The following is a 20921-nucleotide window of genomic DNA, read 5'->3' on the forward strand; positions in this document are numbered from 1 at the left end:
CCGGGGTCCGGGGCGCTCCGCGGCCCCGGGCCTCTGACGTGAGATCCGGTCTGACCTGTCGGTCAGAAGTTGATCATGTGCCCCACGATGCCGTGGATGGACTCCTGGATCGCCTCGGACAGCGTCGGGTGCGTGTGCACGTTCCGCGCCACCTCGTCGGCGGTGAGGTCCCACTTCTGCGCGAGGGTGAGCTCGGGCAGCAGCTCGGAGACGTCGGGCCCGATCATGTGGGCGCCGAGGAGCTCGTTGTACTTGGCGTCGGCGACGATCTTGACGAAGCCGGTGGGGTCGCCGAGGCCGTGGGCCTTGCCGTTGGCCATGAACGGGAAGGAGGCGACCTTGACGTCGTAGCCCTCGTCCTTGGCCTGCTGCTCGGTGAGGCCGAACGACGCGACCTGCGGGGAGCAGAACGTGGCACGCGGCATCATGCGGTAGTCGCCGAGGGTCTGGGTCTCGGCCCCGCCGATGGTCTCGGCGGCGACGACGCCCTGCGCCTCCGCGACGTGCGCCAGCATGAGCTTGGCGGTGACGTCACCGATGGCGTAGATGTGCGGCACGTTGGTGCGCATGTGGTCGTCGATGGCGATGGCGCCCCGCTCCGTGAGCTGGACGCCGGTGCTCTCGAGGCCGAAGCCCTCGACGTTCGGCGCGAAGCCGACGGCGGAGAGGACCTTGTCGACGACGATCTCGCCGGGCTTGTCGTCCTTGACGCCCTTGTAGGAGACGGTGACCGACGAGCCGTTGTCCTTGATGGTCTGGACGGCGGTGGAGGTGAGGAGCTTGATGCCGAGCTTCTTGTACTGCTTGGCGATCTCCTTGGAGACGTCCGCGTCCTCGTTCGGCAGCGCACGGTCGAGGAACTCGATGATCGTGACGTCCACGCCGTAGTTCTTGAGGACGTAGGCGAACTCCATGCCGATGGCGCCGGCGCCGACGATGGCGATCGACTCGGGCAGCTCGCGCGTCATGATCTGCTTCTCGTAGGTCACGACGTTCTCGGACAGCTCGACGCCCGGGAGCAGCTTGACCTGCGAGCCGGTGGCGATGATCGCGTTGTCGAACGTCACCGTCTCGGTGCCGCCCTTGTTGAGCGCCACCTCGATCGTGTTCGCGTCGCGGAACGTGCCGCGGCCGTCGTACTCGGCGATCTTGTTCTTCTTCATGAGGAAGTGGACGCCCTTGACCCGGCCGTCCGCGACGACGCGGGACCGGTCGAACGCCTTGCCGAAGTCGAACGTCACGTCACCCGACATGCCGAAGAAGTCGGCCTGGTGGTTGAAGATGTGGGCGAGCTCCGCGTTGCGCAGCAGCGCCTTGGAGGGGATGCAGCCCACGTTGAGGCAGACACCACCCCAGTACTTCTCCTCGATGATGGCGACGGACTTGCCGAGCTGGGCCGCGCGGATCGCGGCGACATAGCCGCCGGGGCCAGCCCCGAGGAGGACGACGTCGTAGTGGGAAGCCATGGGCCCAGCCTATTAGCGCGCGCCACCCCCTGCGGCGTGACGTCCGTCGCACCTAGCGGACGGAGTCCACGCCCAGGTTCGCGAGCTCGTCGGCGCGCTCGTTCCCCGGGTCGCCGGCGTGCCCCTTGACCCACACCCAGCGCACGTCGTGCTTCGTGACCTCGGCATCGAGGGCCTGCCAGAGGTCCACGTTCTTCACGGGCTTCTTGGCCGCGGTGGTCCAGCCGTTGCGCTTCCAGCCGGCGATCCAGGTCCTCATGCCGTTCATCACGTACGAGGAGTCGACGTGGATCACCACGGTGCTGGGCCGCTTGAGTGCGCGCAGCGCCTCCACGACGGCGGTGAGCTCCATGCGGTTGTTGGTGGTGACGGTCTCGCCGCCGTAGAGCTCCTTGGTGTGCTCTCCTGACTTCAGCAGCGCGCCCCAGCCGCCGATGCCGGGGTTGCCCTTGCACGCACCGTCGGTCCACATCTCGACCAGGGGCTTCTCGATCTCGTCAGGCACCCGCACACCCTACGTTCCCCGTGTCCACGGCCGTGTCGGACGCCGCACGTAGCGTCGGCTCACACCCCAGGACGACGAAGGAGACGCACATGAGGTTCGGTTTCGTCGGCAGCTTCGGCACCCCGCGGCAGAACGTCGCGCTCGCCCGCGAGTGCGAGGAGCACGGCTGGGACGGCTTCTTCAGCTGGGACGGCATGAGCATGGGCGACTGGGGCGGCGACGCCCTGACGGCCTGGGACCCGTTCGCCGTCCTCGCGGGCGCCGCGGCCGTGACGCAGCGCATCACGCTCGGCGCGATGGTCTTCGCGGTGCCGCGGCACCGGGCGTGGGAGCTGGCCCAGCGCGCCCTGACGGTCGACCAGCTGTCCGGTGGGCGCCTCGTGCTGCCGGCCGGTGTCGGGGTGCTGGACGACCGCGGCTTCACGTCCGTCCCGGGGCAGGTGACCGCCCTGAAGGACCGCGCGCAGGCGCTCGACGAGACGCTCGAGTGGCTGCGCACGTCGTGGTCGGGCGAGACGTTCGAGGCCGACGGCGCGCAGGTGCGCACGGGCCCGTTCCGGTTCGCCGCTCCCCCGGTGCACGGCCACATCCCCGTCTGGCCCGTCGGCGTCTGGGACGCCACGAACCCGCCGCTGAAGAACCTGCACCGTACGCTGCGCTGGGACGGGATCGTCGTGCAGGCCCGCGGCGCGACGCCGGAGGAGGCGGAGGCCGGCCCTGACGCCGTCCGCGAGCTCACCGCGTGGATCGCCGAGCAGCGCGGTCCCGACGCCGGCCCGTTCGACGTCGTCGCGTCCGGCCTGCTCTCGCCCGACGCGAGCGAGGCCCGCGACCAGGCCCGCGCCTTCGCGGACGCCGGCGCGACCTGGTTCGTCGACTCGTGGTGGGACCCGGAGGCGGCGACGCCGGAGCGTCTGCTCGAGCGCGTGCGGCAGGGTCCGCCCGCCCTCTAGGGCGCACGGTCGTCCGCGGCCCGTTCAGGCGGGGTCGGCGAGCGCGCGCTCCTCGTGGCGGGCGCGCGCCTCCTCGATGTCCGGCACGTGCTGCTCGGCCCAGGCCCGTACGGCGCGGAGCGGCACCAGGAGCGAGCGCCCCAGCGGCGTCAGGTCGTACTCGACGCGCGGTGGGTTCTCGGCGTAGTCGCGGCGCTCGACCAGGCCGTCGGCCTCGAGCGTGCGGAGGGTCTCCGTCAGCACCTTCGGCGTGATGCCCTGGATGTGCGCCTTGAGCTGCGTGAAGCGGCGTGGGCCGTCGTCGAGGGCGTTGACCACGAACACGGTCCAGCGCGCTCCGATGCGGTGCAGCACGGTCCGGCTCGGGCACGTCGCCGCCATCACGTTGTAGGCCTTGCCCACGGTCGTCCCCAGTTCCGTTGAAGGTACCGGTATCCAATCCATACCGTGACTCCCGATCCTACGAGAGGGAGTGCCGACATGGAACGGATCCTGGTCATCGGCGGGGCACGGGCGCTGGGCGCGGCCGTCGCGCGACGTGCGGCGAAGGACGGGTACGACGTGGTGGTGGGCGCACGAGACCTGGCCGCCGCCGAGACGGTGGCGGCGGAGCTCGGTGCGACGGCGCTACGGATCGACCTCCAGGACGAGTCGACGATCGCCGCCGCGGCCGCCCGGCTCGCGGACGGTGTCGACCACGTCGTGACGACCGGTTCGGCGCCGCACGACGTGCGGGCCGCGGAGCTGGATCACGAGAAGCTGGTCGGCGCCTTCACGGCGAAGGTGCTCGGGCCGATGCTGGTGGCGAAGCACTTCGCGCCGTTGCTGCGACCGCACGGGTCGATCGTGCTGTTCTCCGGCGTCGTCGGGTGGCGGCCCGGGCCCGGCTCCCTCGTCAAGGGCACGACCAACGGCGCGGTCGCGCACCTCGCCCGGCACCTCGCGGCGGACCTCGCTCCCGTGCGGGTCAACGCCGTGTCGCCCGGGGTCGTCGACTCGGGCGCGTGGGACCGGCTGGGCGCGGGCAAGGCCGCCCTGCTGGGCAGGAGCGCCGCAGGGACGCTGGTCGGCCGCCACGGCGAGCCGGACGACGTCGTCGACGCGGTGATGTGGCTGCTGCGCGCCGGCTTCGTCTCGGGCGAGACCATCCACGTGGAGGGCGGCGCACGCCACAAGGTCGGCTGAGCGCCCCGGCAACGCATCGAGCGTGGGGGGGGGCGCGTCGCTCGACCCCGGGGGGGGGGGTGCCCCCCCGCCGGTAGGGGGGGGGGGCGGGGGCGCCCGCCCCCCCCCCCCGGGGCCCCCCGCCCCCCCCCCCCCGCCTCCGGGTTGGGACCGGGGCCCCCCCGGGGGGGCGGCGCCCGCCCACCCGGGGGGCGCCCCCCCCCGCCACCCAACCCGGGGGGGGGGCCGGACCCGCGACCCACCGTTCGGCGCACCCCCCCCCCACGCTCGAAGGTGCGGGCGCAGGGTCAGCCGACCGGGCGCGCCGGCTCGATCGGGACGCTCGGCAGGTGCTTGGCCGGCAGGGTCTTCGGCCGCCAGGCCGCGCGCTCCGCCTCGAAGGCCGCGATGTCGTCCTCGTGCTGCAGCGTGAGGCCGATGTCGTCGAGGCCCTCCATGAGGCGCCAGCGCGTGTAGTCGTCGATCTGGAATGGCACGGTGACGTCGTCGGCGTGGGCCGTGCGCGCCTCGAGGTCCACGGTCACCTCGGTGCCGGGCTTGGTCTCGAGGATCTTCCAGAGGATCTCGATGTCCTCCTGCGCGACGATGCCCGCCACGAGGCCCTGCTTGCCCGAGTTGCCGCGGAAGATGTCCGCGAACCGGGGCGCGAGCACGACGCGGAAGCCGTAGTCCTTGAGCGCCCAGACGGCGTGCTCGCGGGACGATCCGGTGCCGAAGTCGGCGCCGGCGACCAGCACGGAACCGGCCTTGTACGCGTCCTGGTTGAGCACGAACGTGGGGTCGCCGCGCCAGGCGGCGAACAGCGCGTCCTCGAAGCCCGTGCGGGTCACGCGCTTGAGGTACACGGCGGGGATGATCTGGTCGGTGTCGACGTTGGTGCGGCGCAGCGGCACCCCGACGCCCGTGTGGGTGGTGAACTTCTCCATGACGAACTCCTGGACGATCTTCTGCGACGGGGTGGGGGTCAGACGAAGGACGGGGCGGACAGCGGCGCCAGCGGGGTGCCGTCGAACGTCGTGAGGTCGACGTCGCCCTCGAACTCGAGGTCCGAGACCGACGACAGCGTGCCGCGGATGGCCGTGGCGGCGGCGACGAGCGGCGACACGAGGTGCGTGCGCCCGCCCTTGCCCTGGCGACCCTCGAAGTTGCGGTTCGACGTCGACGCGGCGCGCTCCCCCGGCTGGAGCTGGTCCGGGTTCATGCCGAGGCACATCGAGCAGCCGGCGTTGCGCCACTCCGCGCCGAACTCCTTGAAGATGACGTCCAGGCCCTCGGCCTCGGCCTGCAGGCGCACGCGCGCCGACGCGGGCACCACGAGCACGCGCACGTCGTCGGCCTTGTGCCGGCCCTGGAGCACCTTGGCCACCGACCGCAGGTCCTCGATGCGGCCGTTGGTGCAGGAGCCGATGAAGACCGTGTCGACCTTGACGTCGCGCAGCGGCGTGCCGCCCTCCAGGCCCATGTACTCCAGCGCGCGCTCCGCGGTGACGCGCTCGTTGGCGTCGGCGATCTCGGCCGGCACCGGCACGGAGGCCGACAGCGGCAGGCCCTGGCCCGGGTTGGTGCCCCAGGTGACGAACGGCTCGAGGTCGGCCGCCTCCAGCACGACCTCGGCGTCGAACTCGGCGTCATCGTCGCTGCGCAGCGTCGTCCAGTACTCGACGGCGGCGTCCCAGTCCTCGCCCTCGGGCGCGTGCGGGCGCCCCTGGAGGTAGTCGAACGTCGTCTGGTCGGGCGCGATCATGCCCGCGCGGGCGCCGGCCTCGATGGACATGTTGCAGATGGTCATCCGCGCCTCCATCGAGAGCTTGCGGATGGCCTCGCCGCGGTACTCGAGCACGTAGCCCTGACCGCCGCCGGTGCCGATCTTGGCGATGATCGCCAGGATGATGTCCTTGCTGGTGGCGCCCGGGGGCAGCTCGCCGTTCACCGTGATCGCCATCGTCTTGAACGGGGCGAGCGGCAGGGTCTGCGTGGCGAGCACGTGCTCGACCTCGGAGGTGCCGATCCCGAAGGCCAGCGCGCCGAACGCGCCGTGCGTCGAGGTGTGCGAGTCACCGCAGACGACGGTCAGGCCCGGCATGGTGAGGCCGAGCTGCGGGCCCACCTGGTGGACGATGCCCTGGTCGGCGTCGCCCAGCGAGTGGATGCGGACGCCGAACTCCTTGGCGTTGTTGCGCAGCGTGTCGATCTGCGTGCGGCTCGTGAGGTCCGCGATCGGCAGGTCGATGTCGAGCGTCGGGGTGTTGTGGTCCTCGGTCGCGATCGTGAGATCGGGACGGCGGACGGGGCGCCCGGCGAGGCGCAGACCCTCGAACGCCTGCGGGCTCGTCACCTCGTGCACGAGGTGCAGGTCGATGTAGAGGAGGTCGGGTGCCCCGTCGCTGCCACGACGCACCAGGTGCGCCTCCCAGACCTTCTCTGCCAGCGTGCCGGCCATCATGTGCTCCTCGTCCGCCGCGTCCCCGCGGCCTTCGTGCGTGTGCTGTGTCTCGGTCGATCTCGTCGGCGTTCTCACCGGTCGATATCGTCGGTCGGACCCCGGAGGGCCCGGTCCGCGAGACGGTTCCGTCCCGTGAGATGCGGTCCCCGACTTGCAATCTCAGTGACTGAGACGTCAATATCGTCCTATGGACGATACTAGCGGAGTCGGCGTACTCGACAAGGCCGCGTCCGTGCTGGGCGCTCTGGAGGCTGGTCCCGCCACTCTGGCGCAGCTGGTCTCCTCGACCGGGCTCGCCCGCCCCACGGCGCATCGCCTCGCCGTCGCCCTCGAGCACCACCGTCTCGTGGGCCGCGACATGCAGGGCCGGTTCGTTCTCGGACCGCGCCTCAACGAGCTCGCGACGGCGGCCGGCGAGGACCGGCTGCTCGCCGCGGCCAACCCCGTGCTCACGGCACTGCGCGACCACACGGGCGAGAGCGCCCAGCTCTACCGGCGCCAGGGCGACCATCGCGTCTGCGTGGCCGCCGCCGAGCGACCGGTCGGCCTGCGCGACTCGATCCCCGTGGGCGCCACCCTCACGATGCACGCGGGTTCCGCGGCGCAGATCCTCCTCGCCTGGGAGGAGCCGGACCGCCTGCACCGCGGCCTGCGCGAGGCCGTGTTCACCGCGACGATCCTCTCCGGCGTCCGACGCCGCGGGTGGGCGCAGTCGGTCTCCGAGCGCGAGCTCGGCGTCGCGTCCGTCTCGGCCCCGGTGCGCGGGCCGTCCGGCCGGGTCGTGGCGTCCGTGTCCGTCTCCGGGCCGGTCGAGCGCCTCACCCGCCAGCCGGGCCGCCTGCACTCCGCCGCCGTCGTCTCCGCCGCCAACCGCCTGACCGAGGTGCTGCGCCGCGCCGGCGAGTGACGACGCCCTCCCTGACCACCGCCCCTCGCGGGGCCGACCGCCGGGCCCGGCCCGCCGCCACTGCACGCGGCGCGCCGGGCCCGGTGCTGTCGGGCCCCCGCCCAGGTCAGTACGCTCCTGGCTGACGGGGCAGCCGTGCCCTGAGACCCGAGAGGCGTGAGGACCTGATGCCCGCGAAGGCCAAGACCCTGCTGATCTGGATCGTCGTGATCTTCCTGATCTACGCGATCGTGAGCAGCCCTGACCGTGCGGCGAACATCGTCACGGCGATCTGGGACTTCATCACCAACGCGTTCTCCAGCTTCGGGCAGTTCTTCGCGAACCTGACCGACTGACGACGGCCGGAGAACCCGTGACCACCGACGAGAGGCGCCAGCGCGACGCGGTGCGCGCGCACGCGCACCTGCGTCGGTACGTGCTGCCGAACGAGCGGGTCATCGTCGCGACCCGGCACCACTGGGCGCTGCTCCTCGAGCCGATCGCGACGACGGCCGCCGCGTTCCTGCTGATCGGCACCATCGTCATGTCGACCCCGGTCGACGTGCGCCCCACCGTGGGGTGGCTGTGGGTGGTGTGGTTCGTCGTGGCCGGTCGCCTCGCCTGGAAGTGGCTCGAGTGGCGCTACGAGTGGTTCGTCGCGACCGACAAGCGGCTGCTGCTCCTGTACGGGCTCGTCGTGCACAAGGTCGCGATGATGCCGATGAAGAAGGTCACGGACATGGGGTACTCGCGCAGCCCCACGGGCCAGGTCCTCGGCTACGGCCGCTTCGACATGGAGTCCGCCGGCCAGGACCAGGCCCTGCGCACCATCAGGTACGTCCCGCGCCCGGACTCCACCTACCGCACTCTGTGCGACACCCTCTTCACGCCGGGCGGCTCGCGCCTGGACGATGACGACGACCTGGGCGGCGGACCCGCCCGGCCGGCCGACGGCGCCCCTGGCGCGCCGACCGTCGTGCCCGGCCGCGAGAAGTCCGAGGGCCCCCGTCCCATCACGCAGCCGATCGCCGTGCAGCCGCCCCACCCGGCGCCCCGCCCGCCCGAGGCCCAGCCCAGTGCCGGGGCGCACCCGGTGAGCTGGAAGCCCACCGGCGCGAGCTACGACCACCCGCGCAGCGACGGCGCGATCGTGCCCGACCCGTTCCTCTGAGCCGGTTCCGCCCTGAGCCGGTTCCGCACTGAGCCAGTTCCGTCGGGAGCCGTGGAACGACGAAGGCCCGGTCCGCGTGGACCGGGCCTTGCGTGTGAGATGCCTGCTGTGTACCCCCAGCGGGATTTGAACCCGCGTTACCGCCGTGAGAGGGCGGCGTCCTAGGCCGCTAGACGATGGGGGCCTGGAACTGGCTCCGGTCTTGCGACCCGAACCGTTGCGACCGTCCGTCGAGACGGACGGTCTGCGTACCCCCAGCGGGATTTGAACCCGCGTTACCGCCGTGAGAGGGCGGCGTCCTAGGCCGCTAGACGATGGGGGCCTATGACCCGGTGGTCTCGAGGACCTCCGTGCCGGTGAGAACTCTACACACCGCACCAGGCGGGTGAAGAGCGCTGCGCTGGGGTACCAGGACTCGAACCTAGACTAAGAGAATCAGAATCTCTCGTGCTGCCAATTACACCATACCCCAATGGATCGAGCCTTCCGGGCAAATCCGACATGGTGATCGGAGCGCCGGCGTCAGGCCCAACGTCGGAAAACATTACCGGACAGGTGGCCGTCGTCCAAAACGCGTGCAGGGTGCCGTGCGTCACGCCGCGACCCCACCCGTGGCAGGCTCGCGGCATGGCCCCCTCGACTCCCCCGTCACCCTCGTCCGCGTCCGCCCCGGCCGGGCGCGACCCGCACGACCACGCCGACCGCGCGGCCTCGTTCGACCGGGACGCCGACCTGTACGCGCAGGTCAGGCCCACGTACCCGCGGGACGCCGTCGAGTGGCTGCTGCCCGCGGGCGCACGGCGGGTCCTCGACCTCGCCGCCGGGACGGGCAAGCTCACCGAGGTCGTCGTCGACCTCGTCGCGGCGGGCACGGACGTCGTCGCCGTCGACCCGTCGTCGCCCATGCTCGGCGAGCTGTCCGCGCGGCTGCCGGGCGTCACCACCCACCAGGGCACCGCCGAGCACCTCCCGCTCCCGGACGCGTCCGTCGACGCCGTGCTCGTCGCCCAGGCGTGGCACTGGTTCGACGCCGACGCCGCCGCGACCGAGATCGCCCGCGTCCTGCGCCCGGGCGGCACGCTCGGCGTCGTCTGGAACGACCGCGACACCGCCGTCGACTGGGTCGCGCGGTTCGGCGAGATCCTGCACCGGGGCGACCGCCTCGAGCCCGCGGCAGGCCACGTCCCTCTGACCGGCGTCGGCGACCCGTTCACCGCGGTCGAGGCCGCCACCTTCCGCTGGGTCGACCGCCTCCCGGCCGGGGCGCTGCGCGTGCTCGCCGGGACGCGCAGCTTCCTCCTCACCCTGCCCGACGACGAGCGCGCCGCGCGCCTGGCCGAGGTCGACGCGCTGGAGGCCACGCACCCCGACCTCGTCGGCCGGGCCGAGGTCGAGCTTCCGTACGTCACGTCCGCCTACCGCGCCCGGCGGCGCTGAGCACCGGTCAGCGCGCGCCGGCCACCGCGGCGAGCCGTCGGGCCGGCGCGGACAGGGACGCGCCGTCGCGCCACACCACGCGCAGGCGACGCGAGAGGTCGAGCTGCGCGATCGGCACGGTCACGAGGTGGCCCGCGGCCACGTCGTCGGCCACGGTGAGGGCGGACAGGACGGTCACGCCGTCCCCGTGCCGCACGGCGGACTTCACGGCCGCCGTGGAGCCCAGGGCGGTGACGTGGGACGGCAGGCGCACCCCCGCCTGCCCGAGCGCGTCCTCGAGCACGTCGCGGGTGCCCGAGCCGGCCTCGCGCAGCACGAGGTCGCCTGCGGCGAGGCCCGCCGGGCTGACGGACCGCCGTCGTGCCCAGGGGTGCGCGGGGGCGACGACGGCCACGAGCTCGTCGTGGGCCACGGTGCGCGAGCGCAGTCCACGGCGCACGGTCGGGCTCTCCACGAACCCGAGCTCGGCCGCACCGTCGAGCACGAGCTCCATGACCTCGCGCGAGTTGCGCACCACGAGCTCGACGTCGGGGGCCGTGCCCGAGCGCTCCCGCTCCCCGCGCCCGAACGCGGCGAGCCAGCGCGGGGCCAGGTACTCGGCGATCGTGAGGCTGGCCGCCACCCGCAGCCCGGGCACGGGTGCGGACCGCAGGGCGGCGGCCGCGGCCTCGAAGCGGTCCGTGGCGTCCACGACGTCGCGCGCTGCCTCCGCCACCTGACGCCCGACGGCGGTGAGGGCCGTGCCGCGCGGCCCGCGGGACAGCAGCTCGAGGCCCAGCCGCCGCTCCAGCCGGTGCAGCCCGGCGGACGCCGTGGGCTGGGACACCCCGGCGGCCCGCGCGGCGGCGGAGATCGAGCCGTGGGCGTCGAGGGCGACCAGCAGCTCGAGGGCGGCCAGCGGTGGACGGTCTGCCATAGCGTCAGTCTATGGATCGATCGGCACCTGGCGCTTCCGGGTCGCCGGGCGGTTCGCGAGCCTGGTCACGTGCCCACCGCTCCCCCTCCCACGCCGACCACAGACTCGACCACAGACCCGATCACCGGCCCGACCACAGGCCCGACCGCAGACCCGACGCGCCGGACTCCTCCCGGCGCGTCCCGCCTCGGCCCCGGCCTCGCGCTGGCCGCCGTGGCGACCGTGGCCCTGCTCGGCGTCAGCCGCTTCCTGGCCCCGATGACGAACGGGGCCCTGTCGCCCCTGGTCCTGGCGCTCGTGGCCGGCGCGGTGCTCGGCTCCGCGCTGGGACGGTTCGTCCCCCGGGGCGGCCGCGCCGCGCGGTTCGCGGAGCGGGTCGGTCCCGGCACCAACTGGACGGCGCGCACCGTGCTGCGGGCCGGGGTGGTGCTGCTCGGGCTGCAGCTCTCCGTGCCCGACGTGCTCGCGCTGGGCTGGCGCGGCATCGCCGTCGTCGTCGTGACCGTGGCGGGCACGTTCGTCGCGATCCTCGGGCTCGGGCGGCTGCTGCGGGTACCGCGGACCACCTCCCTGCTGGTCGCGACCGGGTTCTCGATCTGCGGCGCCGCGGCCGTCTCCGCGATGACGAGCGTGCTGGAGCGCGACCCGCGCACGGGGGCGGCGGCGCCCGCCCGGCTGCGCGACGACGTGGCCGCGGCGCTCGCGCTCGTCACGGTCTACGGGACGGTCGCGATCTTCGTGCTGCCGCCGCTGGCGGGCGCCCTCGGGCTCACCGACCACCATGCGGGTCTCTGGATCGGCGCGAGCGTGCAGGAGGTCGCCCAGGTGGTCGCCGCAGCCGGCACCGTCTCGGCCGCCGCGCTGGCCACCGCGACCGTCACCAAGCTCGCGCGGGTGGTGCTCCTCGCGCCCCTGGTCGCCGGTGCGGGCGCGCTGCTCTCACGGCGCGCGGCGGCCACCGCGGCGCCCCGGGACGGCGCGCCGGACGACGTCGCGCCCGAGACGGGCGGGCGCCGCGCGCCCCTCGTCCCCGGGTTTGTGCTGGGCTTCCTCGCCGCGGTGCTGGTGCGCAGCACGGGCCTGCTGCCCGACGTCGTCACCGCCACCGCCCAGCAGCTCACGACGATCCTGTTCGTCGCCGCCATGTTCGCCCTCGGCACCGGCGTCGACGTCCCCCGCCTGGCACGGACCGCACGGCGTCCGCTCGTGCTCGGCGCCCTGGGCACCGTCGTCGTCACGGGGCTGGCGCTCGCCGCCGTCCTGGTGCTCGCCCCCTGAGCGAGCGGTCAGCTCAGAGGCCGAGGGCGGCGGGCAGGCCGGCGAGGCCGGGCAGCACGACGATCCCGTCGGCGCGCAGGGCGTCGGCGTCCACGTGGTGCTCGTCGTCGCGGCGCGCGCCCGGACGGTCGAGCCAGACGCCGACGAGGCCGGCGTCACGGGCCGCGCGGGCGTCGGTGGTGGGCTCGTCGCCCACGTACGCGGTGCGCGCGACGTCGGTGCCCAGGCGGCGGGCGCCCTCGACGAAGACGTCGGGGTGCGGCTTGCCGTAGCCGAGCGTGTCCACGCCCACGAGCACGGGGACGCCCTCGAGGCCGGCGGCGCGCAGCTTGCGCTCCTGGAGCTCGGTGTACGCGTTCGTCACGACGCCGATCCTGACGCCGGAGCCCCGCAGCGCGTCGAGGGCCGCCGCGGAGTCGTCGAACGCCGCCCACGACCGCTCGAACGTGCCCCAGAAGAGCGCGTCCCAGTCGGCGAACGTGTCCTCCGTGACCGGCTCGCCCCCGAAGGTGCGGTGCAGCAGGTCGGCACGCAGCCGGCGCTGCGTGAGGGCGTCCGTCTCGCCGCGCGTGAAGCGCTTGTAGTAGCCGCCCGGGTCGGTGCGCCAGTGCGCCAGCAGCTCGGGATAGCGGTCCGCCGGCACGTGCGGCAGGTACTCGACGGCGACGGCGGTCAGGGCCTTGGCGAACCCGCCCTTGGTGTCGACGAGCGTGTCGTCGACGTCGAGCAGGACGCCGTCGACGAGCGCCGTCACGCGGTCGCGCCGTCGGTCGTCGCGGCCTCCGCGGCGAGGCGGGCCAGGGCCGCGTCGACGCGCGCGAGCGTGCGCTCGCGGCCGAGCACCTCGAGGGACTCGAAGAGCGGCAGGCCGATCGTGCGGCCGGTGACGGCGACGCGCACCGGAGCCTGCGCCTTGCCCAGCTTGAGGCCGTGCTGCTCCCCCACCGTGGTGACGAGGTCCTTGAGCGGCTCCGCCTCCCAGGTCCCGAGGTCCGCGAGCGCCGTCCGGGCGTCGGCGAGCAGCTCGGCGGCGGGGGCCTTCATCGCCTTGGCCCACGAGCGCTCGTCCTCGACGGGCTCGTCGAGGAAGAGGAAGTCGACGTTGTCGGTGATGTCGGCGAGCAGCGCGACGCGCGACTGCGCGAGCGGGGCGACCTCGGCGAAGGCCGCGGCGTCGAACTGCTCCTCCGACCACGGCGCTTTCGGGGCGTGCAGCCACGGGTCGACGGCGGCGACGAAGTCCTCGACGGACATCGCGCGGATGTACTCGCCGTTGAACGACAGCAGCTTCTTGACGTCGAAGAACGCCGACGCGCTGTTGACGTCCTCGATGCGGAACCGCTCGACCAGCTCGTCGAACGGGAGGATCTCCTCGTCGTTGCCGGGCGCCCAGCCGAGCAGCATGAGGTAGTTGACCATCGCAGCGGGCAGATAGCCCTCGGCGAGGTAGTCCTCGAGCGCGACCTTGTCGCGGCGCTTCGAGAGCTTCTGGCGCTTCTCGTTGACGATCACGGGCAGGTGGGCCCACGTGGGCGGCTGCGCGCCGAGCGCCTCCCACAGGAGCTGCTGCTTGGGCGTGTTCGGCAGGTGCTCCTCGCCGCGGATGACGTGCGTGATGCCCTCGTCGAGGTCGTCCACGACGTTCGCGAGCAGGAACACGGGCGAGCCGTCCCCGCGCGCGACGACGAAGTCCTCCATCGCGGAGTTCGGGAAGGTCGGGTTGCCGCGGATGAGGTCGACGACCTGCGTCTCGCCCTCGTCGGGGGTGCGGAAGCGCAGCGCCCGGCCCGGCTCGTAGGTGAGGCCGCGGTCGCGGCAGAAGCCGTCGTAGCCGGAGTGCGCGTTGCCGGTGCGGGCGGCGACGTCGTCGCGGGTGCAGTCGCAGTAGTAGGCGCGGCCGGCCTCGTACAGGCGGGCCGAGGCCTCGCGGTGCTTCTCGACGTTCTGCGACTGGAAGTACGGGCCCTCGAACGTCGGGTCCTCCGCGTGCATGCCGAGCGCCGCGAGGGCGTTCAGGATGCCGTCCACCCACTCGGGCTTGTTGCGCGCGGCGTCGGTGTCCTCGACGCGCAGCACGAACGTGCCGCCCTGCTGCTTGGCGACCGCCCAGTTGAACAGGGCGGAGCGGGCACCGCCCACGTGGAACATGCCCGTCGGGGACGGGGCGAAGCGGACACGGACGGCGGAGGAGCCTGCTGCGGGGATCACGGGGCCAGCGTAGTTCGCCGCGGACGGGCCGCGACGACGGCCGGGTCACGCCCCGACGAAGCTCACGGTCTCGCCGAGGTCCGCGCGCCCGGTCCGCAGCGGGGGCACGCCGTCCTTCTCGTACCCCACCGAGACGCCGCAGAGCAGCACCTGCCCGTCGTCGGCCCCGACGATCTCGCCGACGGTGGTGCGGTACGTCGTCCACACACCTGGGGGCAGCTGTGCACCCCCTCCGCCCGCAGCAGCAGCATGACGGTCTGCAGGTACATCCCGGCGTCCGCCCACTGTCCGGGGCCCATCGACCGGTCGAGGTAACAGAACAGGACGGCCGGCGCCCCGAACGCCCCGGAGTTCAGGGTGGCGATCCTCCGGGGCCGGTCCGGGTCGTCGCGCTCGATGCCGAGCGCCGCGTACCGCTGGGCGGCCGCGGCGGCGAAGCGGTCCACGTACGGGGAGGGCAGCCCGTCCGGGTACATGGGGTACTCCCGCTCGTCGCCCGGGTCGCCCGCGAGCGCCCGGGCGGTCGCGCGCCGCTTGAGCTCGGCGAGCGGGCCTCCCGTGACGACGTAGACGCGCCACGGCTGGAGGTTCCCGCTGGACGGCGCCCTCGTCGCCGCCGTCAGGACGCGCCGCAGCACGTCCCGTGGCACCGGCTCGTCGCTGAACGCCCGCACCGCCCGGCGGCTGTCCACGGCCTCGTACACGTCCACGCGCCGGTCTCCTCAGTCCTCGGCTGATCGGTCCTCGGCGGACGGTCCGACGGCGAGCGCGGTCATCGCGGGTCCGTGACCCGCACGCGGTCGACGGCGAGGGCGACCATGGCCGCGAGGTCCGGGTTCGGCAGGTCGTCGACCGGCCACCACCGCACGTCGAGCGACTCGTCGCTCACGGCGTGCCGGGCGCCGTCGGGCGCGACGGCGACGAAGCGCACGTCCAGGTGGTGCGCGTCGCCGTCCGGCCCGCAGAACGGCACGGCGTGCTCGTCGAGGTGCACGGGCACGGGGTCGAGGTCGACGTCCAGGCCGGACTCCTCGACCGCCTCCCGCCGCGCCGCGGCGAGCAGCGTGCCGTCGCCGGGCTCCGCGTGCCCGCCGAGCTGGAACCAGCGGCCCGCCTTGGCGTGCAGGGTCAGCAGCACGCGCGAGGCGTCGGCCGACAGCACCACGGTGGACGCGGTGACGTGGTCCGGGCGGCAGGTGCGCAGCACGCCGTCGGGGTGCGCCTCGAGGTGCGCGACGAACCGGTCCCGCAGGGCGCGCTGCCCCGGGTCGGCCGGGTCCATGCGCCGCAGCACGGACCGGGCGTCGTCGGTGAGTTCCGGCACCTCAGTCGCGGCGGAAGACGGGGTTGGCGAGGACGCCGATGCCCTCGACCTCGCACTCCACGTGGTCGCCGTGGTCGATGCGGCCGACCCCGGCCGGGGTGCCGGTGAGGATGACGTCGCCCGGCAGCAGGGTCATCGCCTTGCTGATGTACGACACGAGGAACGGCACGTCGAAGACCATGTCGGACGTCCGGCCGTCCTGCTTGAGCTCGCCGTTGACGCGGGAGCGCACGGCGACGTCCTCGGGGTTCAGGTCGGTGTCGATCCACGGGCCCAGCGGGCAGGACGTGTCGAAGCCCTTGGCTCGGGCCCACTGGCCGTCGGTGCGCTGCGCGTCACGGGCGGTGACGTCGTTGGCCACCGTGTAGCCGAGGACGTACGACCGCACGTTCTCGGGCTCCACGTCCTTGGTGACCTTGGAGATCACGACGGCGAGCTCGGCCTCGTAGCTGACCTCGCGCGTGAACTCGGGCAGCACCACCGGGTCGTCGGGGCCGACGACGGCGGTGTTGGGCTTGAAGAACAGCAGCGGCGTAGCCGGCACCTCGCCGCCCATCTCCTTGGCGTGGTCGGCGTAGTTCTTGCCGACGGCGACCACCTTGGAGCGCGGGATCACCGGGGCGAGCAGCCGGACGCCGTCGCCCAGCTCGATCCGCTCCCCCGTCGGCATGGCCGGCATGTAGAGCGGGTCGCCGCCGAGGACGGCGAGGAACGTCTTGTCCCCCTCGTGCTGGACGAGGGCGAAGCGGGGGTCGTCTCCGGTGGTGAATCTCGCGATGCGCACGCGCCCAGGTTACGCGGGGAGCGTGCGCACCGCGGTCGGGCGCGGTCGGGTGCGGTCAGGCGCGGGCGAGGACCTCGCCGTGCAGGATGGCGAACCAGCCGTCGGGCGCCTGCGCCCACGCCTGCCAGTCCTGCGCGATCTGCTCGAGCGCGACGTCGTCGGCCAGGCCCGACTCCTTGGCCTGGACCGCGAAGTTGGACTCCACGCAGCGCTCGGCCCACAGCTCGCCCCACCACTGGCGGTCGGTCGGGGTGGCGTAGCACCACGACGACGCGGACGGCACGATGCCGTCCAGCCCGGCCTCCTGCACCCACGACATGAGCCGACGACCGGCGTCGGGCTCGAAGCCGTACGCGTGCGTGACCTCGTGGTACAGCTCGTTCCACTCCGTCAGCCCGGGGGTCTCCGGGTACCAGGCCATACCCGCGTAGTCGGCGTCGCGCACCGCGACCATCCCGCCCGGCTTGGCGACGCGCTTCATCTCGCGCAGCGCCGCGACCGGGTCGGACAGGTGCTGCAGCAGCTGGTGCGCGTACACGACGTCGAACGAGTCGTCGGCGAACGGCAGCTCGTAGGCGTTCGCCTGCTGGAAGCGGACGTTGCCGTAGCCCAGCGCCTCGGCGTGCTCGCGCGCCGCCTCGAGCACCTTGGGGCTGGCGTCCACGCCCACGACCTCGCCGCCGGCGAGGATCCGGGCGAAGTCGGCGGTCACGGTGCCGGGGCCGCAGCCGACGTCGAGCAGCGACATGTCGTCGCGCAGGTGCGGTACGAGGAAGCCGGCCGAGTTCTGGGCCGTGCGGGAACGGTGCGAGCGCAGCACGGACTCGTGATGGCCGTGGGTGTACGACTCGGACTCCTTGCTGGGCACCGTGTGGTGCGTGCTGGGTGCCTCGATCGCGTCGTTGAGGTCGGCACCGGCGGGTTCGGGGTCGCCCTGGGGTGCGGGCTCCGCGCTGAGGTCACTCATGCTCCTACCGTAGTGACCGCGCGGCCCGCAAGCCGCGACGTTCTCACGCACCGGGACGACGCGCGCCACGAGGCGGTGGCATCATCGCGCCATGACCGCGGCCACAGGCGCGCCGACCTCCCGTCTTCGTGCCGGGGTGCGCGCGGGTCTGCGCCGCCTCGGCGGCGGCCCGGGCCGCGTCCCGGGCGTCGACGTCGCCCGCGGGATCGCCGTCCTGGGCATGTTCACCGCCCACGTGGGCGTGACGACGCCCGACGCCGGGCCCGCCTGGTGGCTGCTCGACCTGTCGCACGGGCACTCGTCGATCCTGTTCGCCCTGGTCGCCGGCGTCTCCGTCGCGATCGTCACCGGCGGGCCGCGGACCCTTGACGGCGATCCGCTGCGGCGGGCGCGCCTCCGCCTGCTCGTGCGGGCCGCGCTGCTCCTCGTGGTCGTGGCGCTGCTCGACCTCCTCGGGACACGTGTCGCCCTCATCCTGGGCTTCTACGCCTGCTACTTCGTGCTCGCGCTGCCGTTCCTGCGCTGGCGGCCCCCGCGCCTCCTCGCGCTCGCCGCGGCGGTCGCGCTCGTCGGGCCGCTCCTCGCGTACTGGGGGCCGGAGGCGCTGCTGCGGGCCGGGCTACGGCTGCCGCACGACGGCTCGGGCGCCGTCACCGACTTCGTGCTCACCGGCCACTACCCCGCGGTCGTCTGGATGGCGTACGTCCTCGCGGGGATGGCGATCGGGCGCTGCGACCTGCGCTCGCCGCGCCTGCGCCGCGGGCTCCTGCTCGGCGGGCTGGCCGCGTGGGGCGCCTTCTCCTTCCTGTCCGCCTGGGCGGTCGGTGCCGCCGGCGGCGAGGAGGTCGTGCTGTCCTCCCAGGTCATGGCGCGGCAGTCGGTGGACCCGCCGCCGTTCGCCTGGGACGACCCGTGGCCCGGCGTCGCCGGGCTGTTCCTCGACGGCCCGCACGACGACACGACGTTCGAGGTGCTCGCGTCGGGCGGGTTCGCGGCGGCGGTCGTGGGCCTGTGCCTCCACGTCGGCCGGGTCGGGCGGTGGGCGCTGGCCCCGATGGCCGCGGTCGGGTCGATGGCGCTGACCGTGTACTCGCTCCAGATCGTGGCCATCTGGCGCTGGGACCTGCTCGGGTCCACCACCAACGGCCCCCTGGTCGTGCTGGTGCTGGTCACGCTCGCCGCGGCGACGGCGTGGCGGTTCCTGCTCGGCCGGGGCCCCCTCGAACGCCTGGTCGGCGCCGTCAGCGACCGGGCTGCAGGTCCGCCGACGCGTCCGCCGGACGTGTCGTCGTGAGCCCGGCAGGGTGCGCCTCCAGGGCCGCGAGGACGTCCGTCGCGTCGAAGGCCTCGGCCGGGGCGAGGGCGCCGGCGCCCCGGTGCCGCCCGGCCAGCAGCCGGACCACCCCCTCCGCGAGGATCGGGGCGGAGACGGCGTAGATGTCCTGGCCCGCCGCGGCCAGCCGACGCACGGTCGCGCCGCGCCGGACGGCGACGTCGACGACGAACTGCTGCGGCGACCGCTCCCCGCCGGTCGGGGGCGGCGTCCGCTCGTCGCGGAGCTCCTCGAGAGGCCCGGACGTCAGGTACGAGGTGAGCTCCCCGACGGCGAGGTGGCGCGTGACGGTGAGCACCTCCGAGAACGGCAGCCGGACCACGGGCTGCTCGCCCAGCGGCGCCGGGAACCGCCACCGGCCCGGCGGCGCGGGGTCGGCGAGGGGCACGAGGCGACCGCCGCGGACGACCAGGCGTGTCGCGGTGTTCCGTGCCCCCGTGACGCGGGTGCCGGCCGTGGGCCACCAGTGGTCCAGCCCGACGGCGACCTCGACGGCGTCGGCGTCCCGCGCTCCCTCCAGGGCGGCGGTGACGAGCAGGTCGGCGAGACCGCCGTAGAACGCCATGGCGGGGACGACGGCGACCCCGGCGGCGCGGGCGGGCGCGTCGAGCTCCTCGTAGAGCTGCTGCACCGCCGGCTGCTCGGCGGTGACGTCGAGGTAGTGCGCCCCGGCCGCGACCGCGGCGCCCGCCAGCGGCAGCGCGGTGTCGAGGAACGGGCCGGCGCAGTTCACCACCACGGCGACGCCGTCCAGGGCGGCGCGCAGCGCGGCGGAGTCGTCCACCCTCGCCGCCCGGACGTCGAGGCCGGGGTACCGCGACGCGACGCCCGCGAGGCGCTCGGCGTCGCGGCCGGCGAGCACGGGCGCCAGCCCGCGCCGGACCAGCTCGTCGACGACGAAGCCGCCCGTGTGCCCGCCGGCCCCGTAGACCATCACTGCCTCAGGTGTCTGCATGGCTCGATCCTGCTCACCGCGCCGTCGCGCGACGAGCGTCCCGAACGACATGGTGCGTACAGTTTCGGACATGCCGCGCCTCGCCCTGGTCCTGCACGACACCGGCATGCTGTACGAGACGGCGATCGCCGCGGAGGTCTTCGGCGTCGACCGCGCCGAGCTCTCCCCTGCCGGCGCCTGGTACGACTTCGTGGCCTGCACGCCGGACGGCGAGCCCCACCCGTGGCTGCCGGGCGCGCGGACCGCCCCGTACACCGAGCTGTCCCGGGTCGACCGCGTCGTCGTGACGTCGACCGACGACCCCGGCGCCGCACCGGACCCGCTCCTGCTCGACGCGCTCCGGACCGCGCAGCGGGGCGGCGCCACGATCGCCGCCCTGTGCACGGGCGCCTTCGTCCTCGCGGCCGCCGGTCTGCTCGACGGCCGGGAGGCGGCCACGCACTGGGTGCACGCCGACGACCTCGCCCGCCGCTACCCCCGGGTCCGGGTGCGCGCCGACGTCCTGTACGTCGACGACGGCGACGTCCTCACGTCGGCCGGCAAGACGGCCGCGCTCGATCTGGCCCTCCACCTCGTGCGCCGCGACCTCGGGGCCGCGGCCGCCAACGGCATCGCCCGCCGCCTGGTCGTCCCGTCGCACCGGAGCGGGGGCCAGGCCCAGTTCGTCGCGACGCCGCCCTCCCCGCGCACCGGCTCCGGGCTCGCCCCGACGCTGGAATGGGCTCGCGCCCGGGTCGACCGGCCGCTGACCGTGCGCGACCTCGCCGCGCACGCCGGGCTCAGCACCCGCCAGCTCGCCCGCCGCATGCAGGCCGAGGTCGGGTCCGGGCCGCTCGACTGGCTGCACCGGCAGCGGGTCGCGCGAGCGCAGGAGCTCCTCGAACGCACCGACGCGTCGATCGAGCAGGTCGCGGCCGGCTCGGGGCTCGGCACCGCGGCCACGCTCCGGCGACACTTCCACCGCAGCGTCGGGGTCGCTCCCGCGGCATACCGGGCCGCGTTCCACGTCCGCTGAGCCACCGGGAGCGGCGGGCGGCGCCGGCACCGCCGGAGGTGGATCGCCTCGCCGTCTCCTGCGCCCGATCTGCCAGGATGCCGGGCACGACGAGA

General features: G+C 73.9%; 22 protein-coding genes and 3 tRNA genes. 9 read left to right on the top strand and 16 right to left on the bottom strand.

All coding sequences use genetic code 11. The annotated features are described in order from the left end of the window. Positions 1–62: 62 nt before the first annotated feature. Together lpdA and rnhA are read right to left on the bottom strand one after the other, a co-directional pair. Entirely contained in the window at positions 63–1466 is a 1404-nt protein-coding gene (gene lpdA, locus ACFQ80_RS18455) for a dihydrolipoyl dehydrogenase (RefSeq protein ID WP_430550297.1), read from the bottom strand. Between the two features lie 52 nt (positions 1467–1518). After that, on the bottom strand, positions 1519–1938 hold the full coding sequence (gene rnhA / locus ACFQ80_RS18460) for a ribonuclease HI (RefSeq protein WP_430550383.1): 420 nt from the start codon (positions 1936–1938) through the stop codon (positions 1519–1521). A gap of 122 nt (positions 1939–2060) precedes the next feature. On the opposite strand from rnhA, the gene ACFQ80_RS18465 reads away from it, so the two are divergent. Further along, on the top strand, positions 2061–2924 hold the full coding sequence (locus ACFQ80_RS18465) for an LLM class flavin-dependent oxidoreductase (RefSeq protein ID WP_430564665.1): 864 nt from the start codon (positions 2061–2063) through the stop codon (positions 2922–2924). 24 nt (positions 2925–2948) lie between these two features. On the opposite strand, the gene ACFQ80_RS18470 is transcribed toward ACFQ80_RS18465, so the two are convergent. Continuing rightward, the gene (locus ACFQ80_RS18470) at positions 2949–3326 is read right to left on the bottom strand and encodes a winged helix-turn-helix transcriptional regulator (protein WP_430564666.1); all 378 of its coding nucleotides are present in this window, start codon (positions 3324–3326) and stop codon (positions 2949–2951) included. A 78-nt stretch (positions 3327–3404) separates the two neighbouring features. Here ACFQ80_RS18470 and ACFQ80_RS18475 point away from each other — a divergent pair, with 78 nt between their 5' ends. Next, on the top strand, positions 3405–4109 hold the full coding sequence (locus ACFQ80_RS18475; protein WP_430564667.1) for an SDR family NAD(P)-dependent oxidoreductase: 705 nt from the start codon (positions 3405–3407) through the stop codon (positions 4107–4109). A gap of 287 nt (positions 4110–4396) precedes the next feature. On the opposite strand, the gene leuD is transcribed toward ACFQ80_RS18475, so the two are convergent. Then, positions 4397–5035: a 3-isopropylmalate dehydratase small subunit gene (leuD, locus tag ACFQ80_RS18480; protein WP_430545816.1), complete on the bottom strand. Its 639-nt coding sequence runs from the start codon at positions 5033–5035 to the stop codon at positions 4397–4399. Positions 5036–5073: 38 nt separating this feature from the next. Continuing rightward, a complete protein-coding gene (gene leuC, locus ACFQ80_RS18485) occupies positions 5074–6549 on the bottom strand; it encodes a 3-isopropylmalate dehydratase large subunit (RefSeq protein ID WP_430550301.1) in 1476 nt (491 codons plus the stop codon). Positions 6550–6739: 190 nt separating this feature from the next. Here leuC and ACFQ80_RS18490 point away from each other — a divergent pair, with 190 nt between their 5' ends. From ACFQ80_RS18490 to ACFQ80_RS18500, 3 genes are all read left to right on the top strand, one after another. After that, positions 6740–7459 carry an IclR family transcriptional regulator gene (locus tag ACFQ80_RS18490; RefSeq protein WP_079574616.1) on the top strand — a complete coding sequence of 240 codons (720 nt, stop codon included), beginning with the start codon at positions 6740–6742 and terminating at the stop codon, positions 7457–7459. 167 nt (positions 7460–7626) lie between these two features. Next, the gene (locus tag ACFQ80_RS18495; RefSeq protein ID WP_176168850.1) at positions 7627–7794 is read left to right on the top strand and encodes a hypothetical protein; all 168 of its coding nucleotides are present in this window, start codon (positions 7627–7629) and stop codon (positions 7792–7794) included. A gap of 17 nt (positions 7795–7811) precedes the next feature. Then, positions 7812–8609, top strand: a complete 798-nt coding sequence (locus ACFQ80_RS18500; RefSeq protein ID WP_430564668.1) for a PH domain-containing protein — start codon at positions 7812–7814, stop codon at positions 8607–8609. A gap of 111 nt (positions 8610–8720) precedes the next feature. Here the strand turns inward: ACFQ80_RS18500 and ACFQ80_RS18505 are convergent. From ACFQ80_RS18505 to ACFQ80_RS18515, 3 genes are all read right to left on the bottom strand, one after another. After that, positions 8721–8793: transfer RNA gene (locus ACFQ80_RS18505), tRNA-Glu, on the bottom strand. A gap of 65 nt (positions 8794–8858) precedes the next feature. Beyond that, positions 8859–8931: transfer RNA gene (locus tag ACFQ80_RS18510), tRNA-Glu, on the bottom strand. 78 nt (positions 8932–9009) lie between these two features. Then, positions 9010–9081 (bottom strand) — tRNA-Gln (locus tag ACFQ80_RS18515). A 155-nt stretch (positions 9082–9236) separates the two neighbouring features. Here ACFQ80_RS18515 and ACFQ80_RS18520 point away from each other — a divergent pair. Next, on the top strand, positions 9237–10046 hold the full coding sequence (locus tag ACFQ80_RS18520; RefSeq protein WP_430564669.1) for a class I SAM-dependent methyltransferase: 810 nt from the start codon (positions 9237–9239) through the stop codon (positions 10044–10046). 7 nt (positions 10047–10053) lie between these two features. On the opposite strand, the gene ACFQ80_RS18525 is transcribed toward ACFQ80_RS18520, so the two are convergent. After that, positions 10054–10962 (bottom strand): LysR substrate-binding domain-containing protein, encoded by a 909-nt coding sequence (locus tag ACFQ80_RS18525; protein WP_430550304.1) that lies wholly within the window; start codon positions 10960–10962, stop codon positions 10054–10056. Positions 10963–11175: 213 nt separating this feature from the next. Between ACFQ80_RS18525 and ACFQ80_RS18530 the strand changes: the two genes are divergently transcribed. Then, on the top strand, positions 11176–12240 hold the full coding sequence (locus ACFQ80_RS18530) for a YeiH family protein (RefSeq protein WP_430564670.1): 1065 nt from the start codon (positions 11176–11178) through the stop codon (positions 12238–12240). A gap of 13 nt (positions 12241–12253) precedes the next feature. Here the strand turns inward: ACFQ80_RS18530 and ACFQ80_RS18535 are convergent, their stop codons facing one another. The 6 genes from ACFQ80_RS18535 to ACFQ80_RS18560 form a co-directional block, all read right to left on the bottom strand. Next, entirely contained in the window at positions 12254–12994 is a 741-nt protein-coding gene (locus ACFQ80_RS18535) for an HAD family hydrolase (protein WP_430564671.1), read from the bottom strand. Further along, positions 12991–14448, bottom strand: a complete 1458-nt coding sequence (gltX, locus tag ACFQ80_RS18540; protein ID WP_430564672.1) for a glutamate--tRNA ligase — start codon at positions 14446–14448, stop codon at positions 12991–12993. The genes ACFQ80_RS18535 and gltX overlap by 4 nt, the downstream gene beginning before the upstream one ends. A gap of 62 nt (positions 14449–14510) precedes the next feature. Beyond that, entirely contained in the window at positions 14511–15158 is a 648-nt protein-coding gene (locus ACFQ80_RS18545) for a nitroreductase (protein ID WP_430564673.1), read from the bottom strand. 62 nt (positions 15159–15220) lie between these two features. After that, positions 15221–15772, bottom strand: coding sequence for an NUDIX hydrolase (locus tag ACFQ80_RS18550; protein WP_430564674.1), 552 nt, complete (start codon positions 15770–15772; stop codon positions 15221–15223). 1 nt (position 15773) lies between these two features. After that, a complete protein-coding gene (locus ACFQ80_RS18555) occupies positions 15774–16556 on the bottom strand; it encodes a fumarylacetoacetate hydrolase family protein (RefSeq protein WP_430550310.1) in 783 nt (260 codons plus the stop codon). 55 nt (positions 16557–16611) lie between these two features. Next, positions 16612–17523 carry a class I SAM-dependent methyltransferase gene (locus ACFQ80_RS18560; protein WP_430550311.1) on the bottom strand — a complete coding sequence of 304 codons (912 nt, stop codon included), beginning with the start codon at positions 17521–17523 and terminating at the stop codon, positions 16612–16614. 91 nt (positions 17524–17614) lie between these two features. Here ACFQ80_RS18560 and ACFQ80_RS18565 point away from each other — a divergent pair, with 91 nt between their 5' ends. Beyond that, positions 17615–18817, top strand: a complete 1203-nt coding sequence (locus ACFQ80_RS18565) for a heparan-alpha-glucosaminide N-acetyltransferase domain-containing protein (protein ID WP_430564675.1) — start codon at positions 17615–17617, stop codon at positions 18815–18817. On the opposite strand, the gene ACFQ80_RS18570 is transcribed toward ACFQ80_RS18565, so the two are convergent. Then, positions 18765–19811, bottom strand: coding sequence for a saccharopine dehydrogenase family protein (locus tag ACFQ80_RS18570; protein ID WP_430564676.1), 1047 nt, complete (start codon positions 19809–19811; stop codon positions 18765–18767). The genes ACFQ80_RS18565 and ACFQ80_RS18570 overlap by 53 nt on opposite strands. 70 nt (positions 19812–19881) lie before the next feature. On the opposite strand from ACFQ80_RS18570, the gene ACFQ80_RS18575 reads away from it, so the two are divergent. Further along, positions 19882–20826, top strand: a complete 945-nt coding sequence (locus ACFQ80_RS18575; RefSeq protein WP_430564677.1) for a GlxA family transcriptional regulator — start codon at positions 19882–19884, stop codon at positions 20824–20826. Positions 20827–20921 lie beyond the last annotated feature (95 nt).

Source organism: Isoptericola sp. NPDC056578 (assembly GCF_042793275.1).
In the GTDB taxonomy this organism is placed as follows: domain Bacteria; phylum Actinomycetota; class Actinomycetes; order Actinomycetales; family Cellulomonadaceae; genus Isoptericola.